A 19,430-nucleotide genomic window follows, 5' to 3' on the forward strand; every position below is an offset into this window, starting at 1 on the left:
CATCTGCTTTTTTTAAGTTTGTTTGGTCTTGAATTCTATTTTCTCTTAATTTTTCTGTAATAGTTAGATTTCTAATTATAATAGCTCGCGCAGCTAGGAGAATAACATTTTTGATCCCAGATTTGTTAATAACAGTGCAAGTCATAAGGAAAATACTGTCGAGTATTTGAATAAGTCGAGAGAAGAATTTCTAATCTAACTAGATCAACTTTTCCGGTAGTGAATATGCTAATAACAAGATTGTTTGTATATGTAGCAGACCTACAAAGTGAGCAGCGAGCAAAGCTAATAATATAATACACAACACCCCCTCAACTTTTTAATAAAATCTTTAATTGCTTCTAGAGCGTAGTAAGCAGAAAGAATATGCGCTTAAAAGGGAATACCCAATTTTTTGTTTAGTTTAGTAAAGTCGTTTCCATAATCACTGCTGTCAGACCAATCCCCCCATTAAAATAATAATAAAAAATTTATTCATAAAATTTACAACTCTTTTGTGGACATACTTTTTTTATTCCTTGAGTTCTCATTTTTTTTATAGACAAAATAGGCCAGTGACATTTAGGACACTCCTGACTGATAGGCATATTCCAGATAGCATAATTGCAATCTGGATATCTTGCACACGAGTAGAAGATTTTTCCTCGACGCGATTTACGTTGTAAAATAGTCCCTTTATTACATTTAGGACAGGTAACTTTAGTATCTTTAGGTTTTTTTAGTGGTTCCATGTAATGACAATTTGGATAACCACAGCAACCAATGAACTTACCATAGTATCCACTTTTAATCACAAGTTTGGATTGACATTCGGGACATTGTCGATCTTCGATGAGTTTTTGTGAAGAATCTGCAGTTAAATCTATTAAGTTACGAGTATAGTCACAGTCAGGATAAACGGTACATCCAATGAAACATCCCCATTTTCCAAAGCGGATAGATAATTGGGCTCCACATTTAGGGCATCTTTCATCAATTTTTTCTTGTGTTACATCGCTGCGTTTAACAGTCTTTTTAGTAAGATCAACAAGGTTTTTAAAGGGGGGCCAAAAAGCTTCTAATACCGGGACCCAAGCCTTTTTCCCTCGAGCGATCTCATCTAGTTCATTTTCTAATTCTGCTGTGAATCCATAGTCCACGTATTTAGTAAAATAATGAGTTAAAAATCGATTAACAATACGGCCAACGTCTGTAACGATGAAACGTTTATTATCTATCTCGACATATTTACGATTTTTTAAGGTGGCAATAATGTTTGCATAAGTAGAAGGACGACCAATGTCATATTCTTCCAGATCTTTAATTAAACTTGCCTCAGTATACCGAGGTGGAGGTTCAGTGAAATGTTGTTCGCTTTTGATATCATTAATATCGATAATTTGTCCCTTCTTCAGAGGAAATAACATTCCATCTTTTCCTTCGTCATCTTTTTGCTTTTTGTCGTTGTCTTCTTGGTAAACAGTAATAAAACCTAATTTAACTACAGTGAAACTATTAACACGAAAAAGAGCATTAGGCGCTGCCAGATCAATGACAATCGTATGCAAGATGGCTTCGGCCATTTGGCAAGCAATCGTTCGTTTCCAAATTAAAGTATATAATTTCAATTGATCGCTTGTTAAATTTTTTTTTAAATTTTCAGGGAGTCGAAAGACAGAAGTAGGTCGGATGGCTTCATGTGCTTCTTGAGCGTTTTTAGATTTAGTTTTATAGATACATTTTTCTTTTGGCACATTTTCTTGTCCATATTTTTGATTAATTAATTCTCGGATTTCTTCTATAATTTCTGGTGCTAACGTGACAGAATCTGTTCTCATATAGGTAATAAGACCTATTGCACCTTCATCTCTAATATCAATACCTTCATACAATTGCTGAGCGATTTGCATGGTTTTGGAAGCAGAAAATCCTAATTTGCGCGCTGCTTCTTGTTGCATTGTCGAGGTGATAAAAGGTGGGACGGGATTGCGTTTGCGTTCTCGTTTAATGACTTTAGTAACCATAAGCTTCCCATCAATAGATTTGATGATATTTTTACAGGTATTCTGAGCTTCTTTTTCTGTGATTATAGAAAATTGCTTAATTTTTTTGTTCCGAAATTCAATTAATCGCGCACTAAAGTTTTGTTTCTGAAACTGGCAATTCGCATGAATAGTCCAATATTGTTGGCTTTTAAAATTTTCAATTTCAATTTCCCTTTCTGCAATCATGCGTAAAGCGGGACTTTGAACCCGACCTGCAGAGAGTCCAGGACGGACTTTTAGCCATAACAAAGGAGATAAATTGAAACCAACCAAGTAGTCTAATGCACGTCTTGCCTGCTGCGCATTCACTAAGTCCTTCGAAATATCACGTGGATGTTTCATGGCATTTTGCACTGCTTTTTTTGTGATCTGATAAAAAACAATGCGGGAAAAATTTTTATTTTTTAAGCTATTATTAGTTTCTAATATTTGTTTTACATGCCAAGCAATGGCTTCACCTTCACGATCAGGGTCTGTAGCTAAAAATAAATTTTCACAATTCTTAAGAGCTTTTATGATAGCTTCCATATGACGGCTGTTGTGTTCTATTATTTGGTAATGCATTCTAAAATTATCAGCCGGATCCACAGCACCTTCTTTAGGAATCAGATCGAGTACATGGCCATAAGAGGCTATTACTTTAAAATCTTTACCTAAATATTTTGCTATTGTTTTAGCTTTTACAGGTGATTCAACCACCATTAAAGATTTCATCATAATTAATGAATACTACCCGACTTGTCATCAAGCACAAGAAGCCTCATGCTAGCAAGAGTTTGCTTTTCATTAGGTTGATTAAAAAGAACCATTAAGGTGACCCATTTTAACAGGTTAACATCGATATTTTCTGCATTTAATTCAATGAGTTGATTAATAACGAGCTCTCGTGTATGAGGATTTAAAATTGATTGTTGTTCTAAGGTGATCAAAAAACGACGGCAATCACTATCTAGTAATTCACATTCGTAGCTACTAAATACTCTAAAGGAATTTTTGTTAGGTAATTGCATAAATTCATGGACACCTTGTGAGAGATTATTTAACCAACGAAACGCTTGATCAATAACGATACGACGAAACCCAAACTCCTCCAGTCTGAGGAGTAATCGTTTTTCCCCCGCGTCAAGAGTGTAATTTTCTTGCATATAATGTTTAAACAAATACATCAATACCATTAACATACTTTCATCTTTCATTATTTCACCTGTACAAACCACCTCTTTTGAGTAAAGCGAGTACATCTAATATACCCTGATTGGGCATCTTCACCAACGGATAGACCTATTTTTCAAATCTGAAATAATATACTCTATTAGAATCAATCAATTTCTTACTCTCTTTAAGTAGGATATTTTAACTAGCAAGGGGATTTAAAACAAATCTGGGGTGGTAAAATTTCTTAATTCTGCTTGGCTATAAATTAGATGATGATCATCAAATTAGAGTGCAATGGTAATTTCCATCACCGCAACGCTGGACTAAGGCTTCTGAATAAGGTGATTTGAGTGAGGAAAATAGATAGTAGCACCAATTCCTAATGCAAGCAAGGTCCATTATATAAAAGCTTGCTTAGCTTGATTGTCCTTGCTTGATTGTCCTTTATATTCAAGATGATTTTTTGTCACTATATAAAAAATGAGTGAAGTTGTTCTATCTAAAAAATATTCAATTTTGATACGCTTAAGATATGAGGATTGTCGATAATATAAGAAAGGAGAAGAAAATTAGGTATTTCTTTAATAAGGTAGAGAAATTGGGTTAATTGAATGTTGAGATATAATAATTTTAATCTTCAATTCTAAATTTTCTCAATGCATGCATACTGCTATCGTGCAGCAAAGCGATAATTCTGATAAATTTCTTCGCCAAAAGAAGTAGTTATGAAAAAAGAATGATCTCATTATATAAGTCTTAAAATACCAAAGTAATATAGGTACTAAGATTTCATATGACAGGACCAATCTCCATGCCTTTTAATGTAATTTTTGCTGGGACATCTCTATTTGCCGTGCCGACGCTTCAGGCGTTAATTAAATCTAAGCATCAGGTAGTGGCGGTTTATACGCAGCCTGATCGACCAGCAGGGCGTGGACAAAAAATGGTAGAAAGCCCCATAAAAGCTCTAGCTAAATCTCAAAAAATAACTGTTCACCAGCCTTTATCATTTCTGCGATGGGAAGAAAAACAAAAAATAATGGCCTTAAAGGCTGATATCATGATAGTTGTAGCTTATAGTTTGTTGTTACCGCGAAATATCCTAGCTGCTCATCGATTTGGGTGTATCAATGTCCATGCTTCTCTCTTGCCTCGATGGCGAGGAGCAGCGCCTATTCAGTATGCTATTCTATCAGGAGATCAAGAATCAGGTATAACTATTATACAAATGGACGAAGGGTTAGATACCGGCGATATTTTAATTCAGAAATCCTGCCCAATTAAGGAAGGAGATACAACCGGTGATCTCTATGAGCGACTTTCAGCTCTGAGTTCTGATTTACTAATTGAGACCTTAGATAAAATTGAATCAGGGACTATTCAGGCAATAAAACAGGATGTGAGCTGTGTTACTTATGCCCCTAAAATTCAGAAAAAAGATGCCGAGCTTAACTGGCATAAATCTGCTATTGATTTAGCACGACAAGTGCGTGCGTTTAATCCAGCTCCAATCGCTTTTACTTATTTTAAGTGCCAACCTCTTCGAATTTGGCAGGCAGAAGTTCTTTCAGAAAAAACTCAACTAAGAATAGGAAGTGTAATCCGATTAGATAAAAAGGGATTGGATATAGCTACTGAGCATGGTATTTTACGTCTTCATCAGTTACAGTTGCCTGGGAAACGAATTCAGTCAGCTCGGGATTTTATAAACGCTTATCGAAAAGAATTAAATCCAGGTCAAACTATTTTAGGTTAAAAATATATAAAATGAAAGATGCAAAAAAGATTGTGTTATTTAGATCGCGATAATACTGTTAATTCAGTATATTGAAATTTTAGATAAACAGATTCCTATTCCCAGAAGTCTTTCTGTCGTTTTTTTGTTCTAATAAATTAGACTATTCAATATCGTGGCAATTAATTAGACATTATTCGCGGTTATTATATCCTGGAAATTAGAGGTAATTCATCAAAATTTGAGAAGAATTGGTGAAAATTTAAGTCAAATAAAACGAATTTATTTCTACTTTCTTATTGCTTGAGCTAATTGTATCTGTCAAAAACTACACTCGAATTATTGTATGCCACTATCTAAGACTTTCCAAAATCTTTTCCAGATATTAAATCAATAAGAGATAGGATTTACAACGTTTGGACTGCTAAAAGGTTGAATGTCGAGCTGTGTTGATGCAAGTAGGAAACAGTAGAAAAAACTATTCTATTAAAAAAGGTTTGGAGTACAGTCTTTTCAATTTTCAATGGACAAAAGATAGAGAGGCCCTTTTCATAGCTATTCTGTAAAAACCAGAATAGGATCTCTGTTTAAAAAAGCTACTAATTTCATGTTCTTTCATTGAGAAGATTTTTTATCTAGTGTCAGTGAGTTCTAGTTTTTTGTTTTTGACGTTTATGTGTTATCGCGAAAAATATTTTATATCTTGCCAGATAGGGGTTATACGGGCACATGTTTTTTTCTTTTGTGGCTCATCCTTTTCTCTTATTACATGTAATACAATGTTAATGAGTTTTGAATATCAAGTCACTTTGTTGAAAAGGAGAGGCTGCCTCATCATCGCATTTATAGATGCAGTTAAAATTAAATTAATATAGTTTAAAGACGTTTTTTCTCGAAATTAGGAGAGATTGTTTGTATGGAATAAGCTTGATTTACTATAGGGCGTAATTAGTTATTTGTTATATCTTCTTACTACACCATTGCATAAGAGTAATCACCTGGTGCTTAGTTAAATTCGGTATTTATTTTTCAATCTTTTTTATAATTCTAATATTTATCTAGATTATTAATTCAGACTACGATCGAAACAATTTTGGTGAAAAAAGCTAAAGAGGTTTAGGTCGATCAGAACATAGATAGGACATATGATTTGCTTTACACGCGAAAGGAATGGTATTTTATATATGAAAATAATTTCAATATGATATCAAACACGTTGGACATTCCTCTGTGCAAGCATGAAGCAGATAAAATGATTGCGATATGGAGTAGTAGTGGTAAAACGTCTCTGAATAACCTAACAGATATTCAACAGGAATGTTAATGTTATAGTTGTGTGTATTCTTTAAGTGATACCAAACACTGATGGCTTAAAAAGTAAGCAGTAGAAAATTGAGATAGTGTAAAATACTATGAAATAGGTAGACATAATCCGATGGTTATTACACTTGTCGCTGCTATGGATAAAAATAATCACGTTATTGGTCAGAATAATCGTTTACCATGGCATTTACCTGCTGATTTAACGCACTTTAAATCAATTACCCTAGGCAAACCTATTGTTATGGGACGAAAAACTTTTGAAAGTATTGGTAAGTCATTGCCTCATCGACGTAATATTGTGATTACTCAGCAAAAGAATTTAATAATTGAAGATTGTGAAATTTTTCATTCACTCGACGAAGTTTTGAATTCTTTAATAGATGAATCTGAAATTATGATTATTGGAGGTGGGCGACTTTTTAAAGAAGCTTTACCACAAGCAGGTAAAATGATTTTAACGATTATTGAGCATTCATTTGATGGAGATGTTTATTTTCCTTTTTGGGATGACGAAGAATGGTACGTTGCCTCTAAAATAGATTATAAGCCAGATAAAAACAATCCTTATCGCTTTAGTTTTTTAGAATTAAGTCGAATTATTGATTTTAATGAAATCCGAGTAAAATAATGGTTAGTGATTAATGAGTTATCTAAAATTTTATAAATTAATCGATGATTTTGATTTAGATTTCTTGATTAAGACCTTTTTATGCAGTAAGAACTTAGTTTGCGAGCTGTGTATTACTTCCGAAGGAAAGAACGACAAGGAACAGTGATTCGTTGTTTTGTTTCAAGTTTTAACGCAGTAAGTCGATGACCCCATGCACAACCCGTGTCTAATGCGTAGCAATGGAGAGCATCACATTGACCGTCGAGTGCAGACCAATGACCAAAAAATATATCGACCCTTTCTCTTTCAGATCGACGCCAATCAAACCAGGGTTTGAAGTTTTCTCTATTTGTAATTGCTTTCCCGTTCGCTTTTAAGTCAATCACTCCATCTTCGTCACAAAAACGAATACGTGTGAATGCGTTTACAATGTATTGAAGGCGCTCTTGTCCTTTAAGATCAACGTTCCATTGAGAAGTCCTATCCCCAAATAAATTTTTGAGAAAATCCTTGAAATACAGCCCTTGTAAAGCAGCCGATACTTCCTTCGCGTGCTGCAGATTTTCCTCGATAGACCATTGTGGAGGAAATCCAGCATGTACTAAAAGAGCATGATTATTTTCTTCGTAATGAACTAAAGGGTAATATCGTAACCATTCTAAGAGTTCCATTTTGTCTGGAGCTCGTAGAATATCATTTAAAGTGTGTTTGTAAACACCTTCAGAAATAAGATCATAACCTAACATTAATAGAAATAAATCATGATTTCCAAGCACTATTAATGGTGAAGAAAGAGATTTGATAAAACGTAATACTTCAAGAGAATTAGGACCACGATTAACAAGGTCGCCTACAAATCCTAATCGATCTTGAAAAGGATTAAACTGGACTAGAGATAATAATTTTCTCAACTCATAGTAGCATCCTTGAACATCACCAATAATGTACGTACTCATTTTTCTTCGCTCTAATAGATTTGTTCGCGAATTGGAGAAATTTCGTTAGTTAAATGAAAAAAAAGTTGTGCAACTGTACTATGAAGTAACGCTTGGAAGAAAGGAATTTTTTCGGTGTAATCACGATAATGCTCTACTCCAAATTCTTGATTAAGCACAGTCCACAAATTTGCTGTACCGTCGACAATTCCAAGTTGCGTCGCTTCTTTTCCTGTCCAAAAATCACCTGAAAATAATTTCTCACGATTGCCTCGTAATCGGTTTCCCCGATCGGCAATGACGGTATTAATAAAATTTTGATGAACTTGTTCTAACACTCTTTTAATTTTGGCAATATTCTGAGAATCTAAAGGTTCAAAGGGATCTAAGCGGTTTTTATGAGCACCTGCTGTAAATAGGCGTCTAGTCATTCCTATTTTCCTTAAGGTGTCTACAAACCCAAAACCACTCATCATTACACCAATTGATCCAGTGAGAGTATCGTTACTAACATAAATTTTATCGGCAGCCGTGGATATAAGATAAGCACCCGAAGCAAGCTCATCTTCTCCCACAACCACAACTTTTTTACAGTATTCTTTTTTTAATTTAAGAATTTTGTCATGAATAATGGAAGCTTGAACAGAGCTGCCTCCTGGAGAATTAATTACTAGGACAACTCCTTTAGAGTTTTTATCAGCGAAGGCTTTCACTAGATTAGGAAAGATTCGATAGGCCGAAAAATTAGTATTCGACATAATCGGCCCATTTAAGCGCATTAAAGAAACATAGGAGGCATTGCTTTTTCCTGAGTTTAATTCTGAAGTTGATGGGGTAAAAATTAATATAATTAGAAGTAATAAAATAGATATCCAACCTACAAAACGAATGTTTCGCCATCGTCGATCAGAATAACGATCTTTAAGAATAGCTTTAATCAACGTGTTTTCAAGTGACTTATCATTCATGAAATTAGCTCATAAAATCTATTTATTTATGTAGGGTACGGGAAAGGAACTTCCAACACAATAAAAAATCTTCATGTATTAAAAAGTCTTTAAAATTGGTAAGTTATTTTTAATGTCGATATGTATAAAAGTCGATATGATTGACAATAGGAATAATATATAACCATCTAATATTGAAATCTGTGCTCCAGCATTAGGCCTCCTCCCATAAATACATGATTGATGCAGATACCGAAACAGCAGAAGAACATTCAACATCATCGACGAGCGAATCGTGCAACGAATAACAGCTCTTAACGTGTTAGTAAACGCATAAAATCCAGAGGAAGCTTAATTGGATCTGCATTTACGAGAAAATTATATGCATAAATTACATATATGGAAAGATAAAAAGAGTTATGGCGAAAATTATAAAGATGCATACCTTTAAAATAACTATTGTATTAAGGAAACGAGTTATAATTAACTTAAGAGATAAAATTTGGCTAAATTTCATAACTCAAGATGGATCTATGTAAAAACGGCAGCCAATTAGAGTGTGAAGAAAATAGTAAGAATCATCATTATATCATCCCCTTAGTAATTAAAACTGATTTCAATTGATGTTATTTAGCTTAACGATGCTTAAGCAGAATAGATATTCATATCAGAAGGAAGAAAAATTATTAAATTTAAAATGATTAACAAGAAGTGTTTTGTTTAAAAATGATGACCAATTAAAATAGCTAACACCAATAATGTAGCTAATTTTTTAGTGCATTATTTAATAATCTATTACTAATTATCAATCTTAGAAAACTCCTCGCCATTTAGAAATGGCGAGGAGTTTTCTAAGATTGAGAGTATGTGATAAATGCTCATACTGACACTTCAGATCGGTAAGGTTACATGTTACAGATTCCATCGAAAATGCACTTTATTAAGCATCATTACAATCCTAAACATATTAACAATATGTTTAGGATTGTAATTACATATACCTTCTCATTCAATTAGCAACCTAATATTAACAATAGTGAGTGGAACATTTATAAAAAATAGAGTCACTCAGAGCTGTACATTCACTTTAGTTTGAATGCACCAAGTTTTCATTACCCTTCTGAAAAAGCTAGCAAAAACTATCCTGAATGATGGTAGAATGCTGAGGAAAAAGCAACAATGATCAATAGGATTAATTTTCATTTTCAAAATGCTTTTAAAATGAAAATGAAATAGGGTGAAATAAGGGGAAAACGAGAGCAAGATGATTGAAGTGGCAGTTCCATTAATTTCATATCTTATAACACTGTTCTCTAGCACCTATACATAATGTTACATGAAAATGTAATATTTAAGATATATCATCTGCGATTCGGATTTCTATTATAAACTGTCAGAGAAAATTTAAATTCTCTTCTTTAAAAACAGTAAGAAAGTTACATTAATTTATCGATACTGTGATATGTAAGTAGTCCTACAATAATTAGGATTAGTATTTGATTCTTATCAATTATAATACGTTTGGAATACTAAAGGGTGTATTTGCCTTCCCATATGGGTTCTGCTTTCTTAAAAAACTTTACTATAGCTTTTTAAGCTTAGGCTTTATTAATGATTCAATATTAATTTCTTGCTATGAGAATCAATGATGGATTAATTATATTGCTTAATTTATAGGATTCCTTATCATCCGGTATTATCTAATTGTCCTTTAGCGCATTACTGATTTTTACAAAATCCTCTATCAACAATTCTTGAGGACGTGATTGAGAATTAACGTTTATCTTATTCCATTTTTCACTGGGTATTAATTTTGCAAGCGCATTGGCGATTGTTTTTCGCCGATGAGTGAACGCCTCTTTGACAATGACACTGAATTGATTCAAATCCTTTACAGTTTTAGTTCTATTTTTTTGTGGAATTAAGCGTACAAAAGCCGATTCTACTCCCGGGAGAGGAGTAAAAGCGTTAGGAGGCACGTTAAATAAAAAGGTATTATCACAAAAAAACTGAGTCATGATGCTTAAACGGCCATAATTTGCGTTGCCTGCTAGAGCAGTCAACCGTAACACAACCTCTTTTTGGAGCATAAAATGCATATCCTCAATAAGCTCAACCTGAGAAAATAAATGAAAAAGTAAGGGAGTTGAAATATTGTATGGTAAATTACCTACAATACGCAGTGGCTTATTTGCGATCTTTAAGTCCGAAAAATCAAATTGTAATGCATCTGATTGATAAATAATCAATTTTTTTGAAGAAGGGTATTTTTTTTTAAAAAGGCCACAAGATCTCGATCGATTTCTATCAGAATTAATTTAGCATATTCCCATTTGTTGATTAAAAAATCAGTTAATGCGCCTTGACCAGGCCCAATTTCTATTATCGTATCCGTTTTTTTAGGGCAAATGGCGTTAATGATTTTATCCAAAATAACGGAATCTTTAAGAAAATATTGGCCAAAACGTTTGCGTGGTAGATGAAATCCATTCATGCGATATTTTCTGCTAATTTTATTGCTTTAATTAAGCTTTTTTCATCAGCCAATCCGGTTCCTGCAAGATCAAACGCTGTTCCGTGGTCTACAGAAGTCCGTATATAAGGCAAGCCTAGTGTCATGTTTACCACGTGACCGAATTTTAAAGCTTTAATTGGTGCTAATCCTTGATCATGATACATTGCTAAAATAGCATCGCAATTCTTAATTACTTTAGGTGTGAATGCAGTGTCTGCTGGGAATGGACCCACAAGAGAAAAACCCTCCTGATTAAGAGTTTTAATAACAGGAATAATTGTTGATAGTTCTTCTTTTCCTAAATATCCCTCTTCACCTGCATGAGGATTTAATCCGCATAAGGCAATAGTTGGTGTTTTAATTGAAAAATATTTTTTAAGACCTGCATGCAAAAGTCGAACGCATTTTTTTAAAGACGATTTTTTAATTAAAGTGTGGACTTGAGATAAAGGAGCATGTGTCGTATACAAAGCTACTTTTAAATCATCTGCTACAAAGAGCATTACGGTTTGTCTCACATTTGCATGTGCTGCTAGCCATTCAGTATGGCCAGTAAAAGGAATGCCGGCACTATTTATGATTGTTTTGCTTACAGGACCTGTCACTAGAGCTTTAAAATTTCCATCTAAACAACCATCCGCAGCAATCTGGAGTGTTTCTAAAATATATTCCGCATTAGCAGGGGTTGGTTTCCCAATTACGGAACGTATTTTTAATGGAACATGATATATTGTCAAATTATCAGGCACTTCGAGTCCAATCGCTTTTGCTCTTTCCATTAACAAGGTGCGATCAGCAATGACGATAAAAGAAATTGGAAGCTTGTATTGTAACAGCTTTATTACAATATCTGGCCCAATGCCTGCAGGCTCTCCCAATGTAATAACGATAGGTGTCATCAAGAATTAATGTAAATTCGAATGTAAGAAGAACGGCGTAATTGCCACAGCCATTGCCGCAATGCCTTTTCAAATTTTTGTTGATACACAGCCTGTTGAATTTGCTGACTATGACTATTAGGCATATCTTGAATCTCTTTACCGAGTAATTTAATGAGATGGAATCCATTGGAAGCTTGTATCGGACCCACGACCTCATTAAGTTTTATTTTTCTGATGGAGCTTGCAAAGATCTGAGGAAGATCACTAATCAATCGCCATCCGAGATCACTACTGCCAGGATAAGTAGACATTACATATTTAAAATCTAACCCTTTACGAAGTTGTTTTAAAATTAAGAAGGCTTTGTATTTTGCATGATCAATTTGAGCTTGAGTAGTGCATTCAGTTACTGGAATTAATATTGTGGCTATATGATAACGAGTAGAAGCAATTTGAATTCGATGTTGCTTTCGAAAAGCAACAATGTCCGATTTGCTAACAGTGATATTGTTAGCAATTACTTGCTGTTGTAATTTGGAAATAAGCAATTGTTTTTGTATTTGGTTACGAAATTCCATGTAAGAGATACCTTCTTGCTGCATGAGCTTTTCTTTGAGAGATGATTGAGACAGTTGATTTTGAGCTGCTATTCTAGCAATAGTCGTGTTTATTTCTTCATCGCTGGCTTTCAGTTTGTTTCGTTTAGCTAACTGTAATTGCAATTTTTGATAGATCAATTGGTTTATCACTTGTTTTCGAAAAACCTTTTTATTGGATATAGAAATATGATTCTGAGTGAATTGTTGTTTTGCAATCGCTAGGGAATGATTAAATGCGCTTTGAGTAACAATTTCGTTGTTGACTATTAGAGCGATTTGATCGAGAAGTTTCTCCTTTGTAGTGTTAGGTTTAAGCAGAAGAGATTGAGCCATGCTAGAGATGCTTATAGTAAGAAGAAACATCATGATTAAATAGATTATTGTCTTTAACATTCTTTGCCTTACACCATTAAGAAAATCGTATATCGTGTTTAGTTAAATAAGGATTGCGTTGCAATAAGAGAGTTTCCAAAATTACCCAATCCTTTTAAATCGAGTTGAATAACATAGGTCGTGTCATAGCTGTTTTTATGGTTACCACCTGCATCAACAGTTAATCCTGTATAAGTTTGTCGTGTAATAAAATTCAATGTCCAGCAACACGTTTTGTATTGTACACCAAAAGCAGTAATGTCGGTACGATGACGAGTGATATCGTGGTCCCAACAGCCTGTGATAGACCACTGAGCAGAAAGAGGCCACGATACAGAAAGGTAGGCGAAATTCGTGTTGGTGTTATAGCAATTGCTTGTTTGGCCAATGATATCAGTAGGGTCCATAATAGATTGACCATTCCTATGTAAAAAAATATATCTCATGATGACTTTTTGTTTTCCATTAGTGTAGCTTATTTCAGTAGAAGCATTATCGTTTTGTCGAAGGTTAGGATCCCATGCAATACTGCTAGTTATGGACCAGTGAGAGAAAGGATAAAAAATGAGTTCGCCAACAATAGGCGAGAAGTGAAAATTAAAGGGTGTACAGCTTGCAGAAAGACAAACGCGTTTTTTTTCAATTAAATAAATAAAACCAAGATTAGTGGTTAATAAGGGGGATCCAGTGATGCTATTAAAGATACGAGAGATAAGACCAAAACTTGTTTGATTAGCGTTTTGGAGGCGGTCGTCACCTATGTATTGATTCAGCGTAAATAATTGCTCGAAAGTAAAAGGTAACAAGACAGTATCAAAATTAGGCAATTTATCTTGGTTTTGATAAGGAACATATAGATAAAAGAAACGAGGCTCAAGTGTTTGAGTGAGATTGCATCCCCAGAGATAAAGATCTCGATCGAAATAAAGGCACAAATCGATATCAAAAATTGGCAATAAGCGGCCAGCAGTTTGTACCCGATTTGGTTGAAAATGTTCGATATTATAGGTCGTTGTATCTACCCATATCTGGGGAATGAGATAACCTGACGCAAAGTAAAATGGAAAACTTAAACCAGATCGTATATGGAAACGCTGTCCAATGGGTTTTTCTGGAGCGAAATCACTTTGATAATTAAAATTGGTTGCTTCTGCATCAAGATTAAAGTCCATATGAAGTGCAATATCTGGATAATAACCATCAACGTTGACATTGGGTAATCGGGCATATTGATTAAATGCGGGTTCGAAAATTTGCGAAATTAGATGAAGAGTCTGATAGGCTCGAAACATACTGTTAAACTGCCAATGCAATCCACTGTACTGTAAATCAACTTGATTTAAAAGTTGATTAGAGAGTGAATTTGAATTCATTTGAACGCCTAAATCCCGGAAAAAATAAGGATCTGTAACGTAATTTAACATGACATTGAAAGACCATTTAGAATTAAAAACAGTATGTTCGTTAATTGAAAAAAAGCCACGCTGATTTTTCATATTTTTTAATTGATTAAGATAGGGAGTATATAAGGGATTATTAGTATAAACAGGATCAGAAAATTTACTTAAGGTTTCTTCGCGAAACTGCTGCAAAACAGTATCGTTTGGAAGATAGCTTAGGTATATGTCGTCACTACTCCTAATGCTTAAGAAACGAAAAAGTGCGTTTATATTAAAACCACGTTTGATCATAAATTCTGGAGCTAATGTAAGGTCATAATTGGGTGCCATATTCCAATAAAAAGGGAAGGAGAAAAGGCCGTTTGAACTATCATTAAGGCCAACACGTGGAGTTAAAAATCCAGTCTTTCGATAATTATCGATAGGAAAGTTATAGTAAGGAAAATAAAAAACAGGAAAATCGTAAAACCACAAAATTGTATTGTAGGCTTCTCCTCTATGTTTCTGTTTATTTAACACTAGTGTTGTAGCACTAAGCTGCCATATAGGATTAGTAGGATCGCAAGTGCTATAAGTAGCATGCCGTAAAGTAATGACTTGCGACATATCTCGAATTGCATATTGTGCTGTTCCCCAAGCATCGAAAGGATCATGAAATCGCGGAATGTCAGATTTATTATTATAGATCAGATAGGCTACATTTTTAAAAAATGCTGTCTTAGGATAACGTGTTAATTTCCCTCTATCTGCCACAATTAATTTACCAGATTCATGCAAATGAACACGACCAACAAGAATAATTCTTTTAACTCGATCAGTTTTGTTATCCCAATAAATATAAGCTTTGTCAGCATTGATTACATGGTTGAGTCGAGTAACAACCAAGGGCTTTTTAAAATAACCGTGACAGAAAAGGCAAATTTCTTCAGTAGGGATCCATCCGAGAATATTGGCGATATGTTTGTGGAAAAGGTAATGAGACCAGCCCTTCGGTAAAATTTCGGAAATGAAGTGTCGTTTTGGTAAGGAAGTTTTAATAGCTTTACTCGTTGTTAAAGCAACACACAGTAGCTGAAAAAAAAGTAGGATTAAGATAAAAAAACTAAAAATAAATAAATTTTTTAACTTCACTGCAAGAATTTTTTTCTAGTTATAAAGTTGTTGAAGAATAGTAACCTCTTAATTACTATTTAACCATGATTAATGAGTAAAGTAATTGTGATTAGGTAAAATATCTCCGTGATCAGTGACTATAGGAATTGCATACATAATTTAAATAAGATCATATAGAAATTATTTCAGTGTATTTTCTTCTGCAAAAACGATTTTGTATCTAAACATGCTTGATGCTTTGTTACTTATTCAATTTTTCGTAAAATGATAAGCTTTTCTTTATGCCCGCACTATCCACTATATATCTAGTCTCTAAATATCGTGAAATAATTTTGTTTTCTGATTGATATTTAGAAGAATATTTGAAAATGTTTTATCCCTAGATAGGGATAATCATTGCTTGGATAATCGTCTCTTATGTCTTGAGAAAGTTGAATGATCGGTATTGCAGTTTCAACGGTAACCTGTTTGAGAAGGGTCGATTGGGATTCAGAACAATTTTTGCGCTAATTGAATTGTATTAGTTTAAACATATGTAAAGTATGCTGTTTTTTGATCGATTGAATAAATGAAATACCAATTATTTTCAATATATCCAAAGAGTTATAAGTTATTCGGAAAGTATATGCGAGCGCTTTCTAAATTGAAAGAAATAAAATCGTTGTTTCAAGAACAGTGGTTAGCTCCGAGACGCGAGATAGTCAGAGATTGATGAAAAAAATGATAGCGATTCTCAACTTAGCCAAAAGATCATAGAGTATTGAGCGACAATGATTAATATTATGAGTATGATTTTTTATGTTTATGAACCAATTATTACCACAAAACGTCAATATTTGGCGTAGCTTTTATTTTATTTTAAGATCAAAACTTCCTAGAATCTCAGTGGAGAGTCTACTCTTTAAGAAAAGCTATTAGTTAACCAGTTGCTAATTGCTTTAATTTCTTCATAACATATTTGATGTCCTGTTGCGTAATCGTGCCATTCTATAAGATAACCCAATTGACTTAAAATCTGGAAAGTTTTCCTTCCTAGAGTTAAAGGCAGAATGGGATCCAAATTACCATGAGCCATAAAAATGGAAATCTTTTGATTAACTACACTCATTTCTACAGTTAATTGATTTTTACAAGGAAGATAAGTCGATAAAGCGATAATTCCTGCGAGTGGTTTTAAATATCGAAGGCCAGTATAAAGAGCCACCGCACCACCTTGAGAAAACCCCGCGAGAATAATACGATGACTTGGAACACCATGTGAGATTTCTTCTTCAATTAATTGGTTAATAGATCGTTGAGCTTGAGCTATACCTTTTTCATCTTCTTGTGCAAAATCAGCGAGGCTATAAATATCGTACCAAGCACGCATCCGCATACCGGCATTTATCGTAATCGATCTCATTGGTGCGTGAGGAAATATGAAGCGAAGATGAAGATCTTTTGGCAAGGCTAACTGGGGTATAATATCAGTAAAATCACGACCACTAGCACCCAAACCGTGCAGCCAAATCACACTGCCTGTAGCCACTTTAGTTGATGGTATCGTAGTTCTTTCCAAAGAATTGTTCATATCTATATTACTAATATATATTATTTAGTTATGAAAAACATCTTTCCTATTTATGCTTTTTTAATCCTCTATACTTCTTTAATCCTCGTTGGCTGCGGAGCCCGAGGACCTTTATATTTAGCACAAAAAACGAATTCGCAACAGTTCAATGATAGAAGATCTGAACTGACTTTAGGATTTATAAATTTTTCTGTTGCTTCTGCTATTAGGTCTATCTCTGTAACTTGCTCATCCTTAACACTAGACACTTTACAATCGACTAAGCTCTATCTTTAAATAGTAGAACGTTAATATAATGAAAATTAATTTCACAAAGATGCATGGATTGGGCAACGATTTTGTTGTGATTGATGCTACAAAACAACCATTTCAAATGACAACTCCTCAAATTCAAAAAATGGCACATCGTCGCTTAGGAATCGGGTTTGATCAATTGTTAGTGATTGAACTTCCTAAAAGCTGTTATACTGTTGATTTCCATTTTCGTATCTTTAATGCCGACGGAAGTGAGGTAAGTCAATGTGGAAACGGTGCTTGCTGTATTGCGCGTTATATTTACGCTAATCAGCTCACAGAGCGAAATGAATTGCGAGTTTCTACCTTAAAGGATATTTTAGAGCTTAAAATCCAATCTGACGACACAGTCTCTGTTAAAATGGGGATCCCACGATTCAATCCAGCTGACGTTCCTTTCATTGCATCTAAAACTGCCAACTTTTATGATCTGGAAATTGATAATCAAAAAATAAAATTAGGTGTAGTCAATATCGGAAATCCACATGCGGTAATTCCAGTAGATACTATTGATGCGCTGCTAGTATCTAAACTCAGTCCTCGATTAAGTACTCACAAGTGTTTTCCAAAAGGAATAAACGTGGGGTTCATGCAAGTCATTAATTCACAAAACATTCGCTTGCGCGTATATGAGAGAGGCGCTGGAGAAACTCTATCGTGTGGCAGCGGTGCTTGTGCAGCAATGGTAGTAGGTCGGCGTTCAGGCTTGCTTCAGAAACGCGTTGTTGTTGAACAGCCTGGTGGAAGTCTTTTTATTGATTGGGAAGGTTTTTTAGCCCCAGTTATTATGACTGGCTCAGCAGCTACCATTTTTCGTGGTGAGTGGTCGGATTAACTCTTCATATAAAAATTCTTAAATAAAAAAATAAAAAATAAAAATTAAGATCTTTTATTCGATACCATGTTTTGAATAAAATTTAGCTTGAGTGTTTTGCAGTTTAGTATAAAATGTGTGAACTTTTTACGGGACTCCTGGAGGAAGTGATAATGGTGGTGTTAAAATCAACTACTATGAAAAATAAGATAACTGCCGTAGGTTTTTCGCCTTATAAAATAAAAAAAGGTGAAGAGTATATGAATGAAAAGCAGAAGAATCATTTCCGTAAAATTCTGCTTCAATGGAAAAAACAACTTATGGAAGAGGTTGATTCTACAGTCGACCATTTAAAAGAAGAAGCGAACATCTATGCGGATCCATTGGATCGTGCTAGCCAGGAAGAAGGATTTAATTTAGAATTGCGAACCCGTGACCGCGAACGCAAGCTTATTAGAAAAATTGAACAATCCCTGGATTCAATTGAAGAAAGTGAGTATGGGTATTGTGAAGATTGCAGTGCAGAAATTGGTATCCGTCGTTTAGAGGCACGTCCTACGGCAAGTAAATGCATTGACTGTAAGACTTTTGAAGAGATTCGAGAAAAGCAGTCCGGTGGATAAACTTTTTATTAGTAATCTCAAGATATCTGCCCAGTTAGGTATTTTGCCGCACGAAAAAATGTCATCGCAGACAATTGCTCTTGATGTTATCTTAGGTATTGATAGCAAATCAGCTTGTATTTTAGATGATCTTAGTTATACCATCGATTATGCAGCAGTACGAAGCAGTTTGATTAAATTTTTTAGAATTCAACGATTTAATTTAGTCGAAACATTAGCGAATCAATGCGTTGATTTTCTTTTTTCTCAATTCGCTGTACATTGGATTCAGTTAAGTGTTACAAAATTGTCTGTGTTTGATGATGCTGATGGCGCTGGAATAATAATTGAGCGTACACGAGAACTTCCCCTGTAGATTAAGCCATTCCTTTTTAAGCAACACTTGCTTTAAAGTCTAGGAATATGAGAGTGCTCTTTTGTTTCATAGGTTAGCTTTATCAGATTCGAGAAAAGTTAATATTCAATTGTAAGTTTCTTAAGGTATAAACGATATCCCTCCTATTTTTTTAAAAATAGGAGG

Annotated in this window: 13 protein-coding genes and 1 pseudogene; 5 read left to right on the forward strand and 9 right to left on the reverse strand. The window is 34.2% G+C overall.

Annotated elements, in window-relative coordinates; translation table 11 throughout:
* Positions 1-470: 470 nt before the first annotated feature.
* Together topA and ONG85_RS01395 are read right to left on the reverse strand one after the other, a co-directional pair.
* Complete coding sequence (gene topA, locus ONG85_RS01390) at positions 471-2,741, reverse strand: type I DNA topoisomerase (RefSeq protein ID WP_264435801.1); 2,271 nt, start codon at positions 2,739-2,741, stop codon at positions 471-473.
* 2 nt (positions 2,742-2,743) lie between these two features.
* Complete coding sequence (locus tag ONG85_RS01395; RefSeq protein WP_264435869.1) at positions 2,744-3,223, reverse strand: DUF494 domain-containing protein; 480 nt, start codon at positions 3,221-3,223, stop codon at positions 2,744-2,746.
* Positions 3,224-3,990: 767 nt separating this feature from the next.
* Here ONG85_RS01395 and fmt point away from each other — a divergent pair.
* Positions 3,991-4,935, forward strand: coding sequence for a methionyl-tRNA formyltransferase (fmt, locus tag ONG85_RS01400; RefSeq protein WP_319640530.1), 945 nt, complete (start codon positions 3,991-3,993; stop codon positions 4,933-4,935).
* Between the two features lie 1,414 nt (positions 4,936-6,349).
* Entirely contained in the window at positions 6,350-6,865 is a 516-nt protein-coding gene (locus ONG85_RS01405) for a dihydrofolate reductase (protein WP_264435803.1), read from the forward strand.
* Between the two features lie 113 nt (positions 6,866-6,978).
* Here ONG85_RS01405 and ONG85_RS01410 read toward each other — a convergent pair whose 3' ends face one another.
* The 7 genes and pseudogenes from ONG85_RS01410 to ONG85_RS01440 all read right to left on the reverse strand — a co-directional run bounded on the left by ONG85_RS01410 (position 6,979) and on the right by ONG85_RS01440 (position 17,179).
* A complete protein-coding gene (locus tag ONG85_RS01410) occupies positions 6,979-7,803 on the reverse strand; it encodes a symmetrical bis(5'-nucleosyl)-tetraphosphatase (RefSeq protein WP_264435804.1) in 825 nt (274 codons plus the stop codon).
* An 11-nt stretch (positions 7,804-7,814) separates the two neighbouring features.
* The gene (locus ONG85_RS01415) at positions 7,815-8,750 is read right to left on the reverse strand and encodes a S49 family peptidase (RefSeq protein WP_264435805.1); all 936 of its coding nucleotides are present in this window, start codon (positions 8,748-8,750) and stop codon (positions 7,815-7,817) included.
* Between the two features lie 1,679 nt (positions 8,751-10,429).
* Positions 10,430-11,223 (reverse strand): annotated as a pseudogene (gene rsmA / locus ONG85_RS01420) (16S rRNA (adenine(1518)-N(6)/adenine(1519)-N(6))-dimethyltransferase RsmA).
* Complete coding sequence (pdxA, locus tag ONG85_RS01425) at positions 11,220-12,143, reverse strand: 4-hydroxythreonine-4-phosphate dehydrogenase PdxA (RefSeq protein WP_264435806.1); 924 nt, start codon at positions 12,141-12,143, stop codon at positions 11,220-11,222. The pseudogene rsmA and the gene pdxA overlap by 4 nt, the downstream one beginning before the upstream one ends.
* Entirely contained in the window at positions 12,143-13,117 is a 975-nt protein-coding gene (locus tag ONG85_RS01430) for a SurA N-terminal domain-containing protein (protein ID WP_264435807.1), read from the reverse strand. The genes pdxA and ONG85_RS01430 overlap by 1 nt, the downstream gene beginning before the upstream one ends.
* Before the next feature lie 38 nt (positions 13,118-13,155).
* Positions 13,156-15,627, reverse strand: a complete 2,472-nt coding sequence (locus ONG85_RS01435; RefSeq protein ID WP_264435808.1) for an LPS-assembly protein LptD — start codon at positions 15,625-15,627, stop codon at positions 13,156-13,158.
* An 883-nt stretch (positions 15,628-16,510) separates the two neighbouring features.
* Complete coding sequence (locus ONG85_RS01440) at positions 16,511-17,179, reverse strand: alpha/beta hydrolase (RefSeq protein WP_264435809.1); 669 nt, start codon at positions 17,177-17,179, stop codon at positions 16,511-16,513.
* Between the two features lie 295 nt (positions 17,180-17,474).
* Between ONG85_RS01440 and dapF the strand changes: the two genes are divergently transcribed.
* The 3 genes from dapF (at position 17,475) to ONG85_RS01455 (ending at position 19,265) form a co-directional block, all read left to right on the forward strand.
* Positions 17,475-18,308 (forward strand): diaminopimelate epimerase, encoded by an 834-nt coding sequence (dapF, locus tag ONG85_RS01445; protein ID WP_319640525.1) that lies wholly within the window; start codon positions 17,475-17,477, stop codon positions 18,306-18,308.
* 152 nt (positions 18,309-18,460) lie between these two features.
* Complete coding sequence (gene dksA / locus ONG85_RS01450) at positions 18,461-18,910, forward strand: RNA polymerase-binding protein DksA (RefSeq protein WP_406566716.1); 450 nt, start codon at positions 18,461-18,463, stop codon at positions 18,908-18,910.
* Positions 18,903-19,265 carry a dihydroneopterin aldolase gene (locus ONG85_RS01455; protein WP_264435810.1) on the forward strand — a complete coding sequence of 121 codons (363 nt, stop codon included), beginning with the start codon at positions 18,903-18,905 and terminating at the stop codon, positions 19,263-19,265. The genes dksA and ONG85_RS01455 overlap by 8 nt, the downstream gene beginning before the upstream one ends.
* Positions 19,266-19,430: the final 165 nt, after the last annotated feature.

This window comes from Coxiella endosymbiont of Dermacentor marginatus, assembly GCF_907164955.1.
GTDB lineage: Bacteria > Pseudomonadota > Gammaproteobacteria > Coxiellales > Coxiellaceae > Coxiella.

What these genes read in the sequence shown, in the direction of transcription:
- topA (WP_264435801.1), bottom strand. Translation starts at nt 2,741, where the DNA reads ATGATGAAATCTTTAATGGTGGTTGAATCACCTGTAAAAGCTAAAACA.
- dapF (WP_319640525.1), top strand. Translation starts at nt 17,475, where the DNA reads ATGAAAATTAATTTCACAAAGATGCATGGATTGGGCAACGATTTTGTT.
- ONG85_RS01430 (WP_264435807.1), bottom strand. Translation starts at nt 13,117, where the DNA reads ATGTTAAAGACAATAATCTATTTAATCATGATGTTTCTTCTTACTATA.
- ONG85_RS01405 (WP_264435803.1), top strand. Translation starts at nt 6,350, where the DNA reads ATGGTTATTACACTTGTCGCTGCTATGGATAAAAATAATCACGTTATT.
- pdxA (WP_264435806.1), bottom strand. Translation starts at nt 12,143, where the DNA reads ATGACACCTATCGTTATTACATTGGGAGAGCCTGCAGGCATTGGGCCA.
- ONG85_RS01410 (WP_264435804.1), bottom strand. Translation starts at nt 7,803, where the DNA reads ATGAGTACGTACATTATTGGTGATGTTCAAGGATGCTACTATGAGTTG.
- fmt (WP_319640530.1), top strand. Translation starts at nt 3,991, where the DNA reads ATGCCTTTTAATGTAATTTTTGCTGGGACATCTCTATTTGCCGTGCCG.
- ONG85_RS01415 (WP_264435805.1), bottom strand. Translation starts at nt 8,750, where the DNA reads ATGAATGATAAGTCACTTGAAAACACGTTGATTAAAGCTATTCTTAAA.
- dksA (WP_406566716.1), top strand. Translation starts at nt 18,461, where the DNA reads ATGGTGGTGTTAAAATCAACTACTATGAAAAATAAGATAACTGCCGTA.
- ONG85_RS01440 (WP_264435809.1), bottom strand. Translation starts at nt 17,179, where the DNA reads ATGAACAATTCTTTGGAAAGAACTACGATACCATCAACTAAAGTGGCT.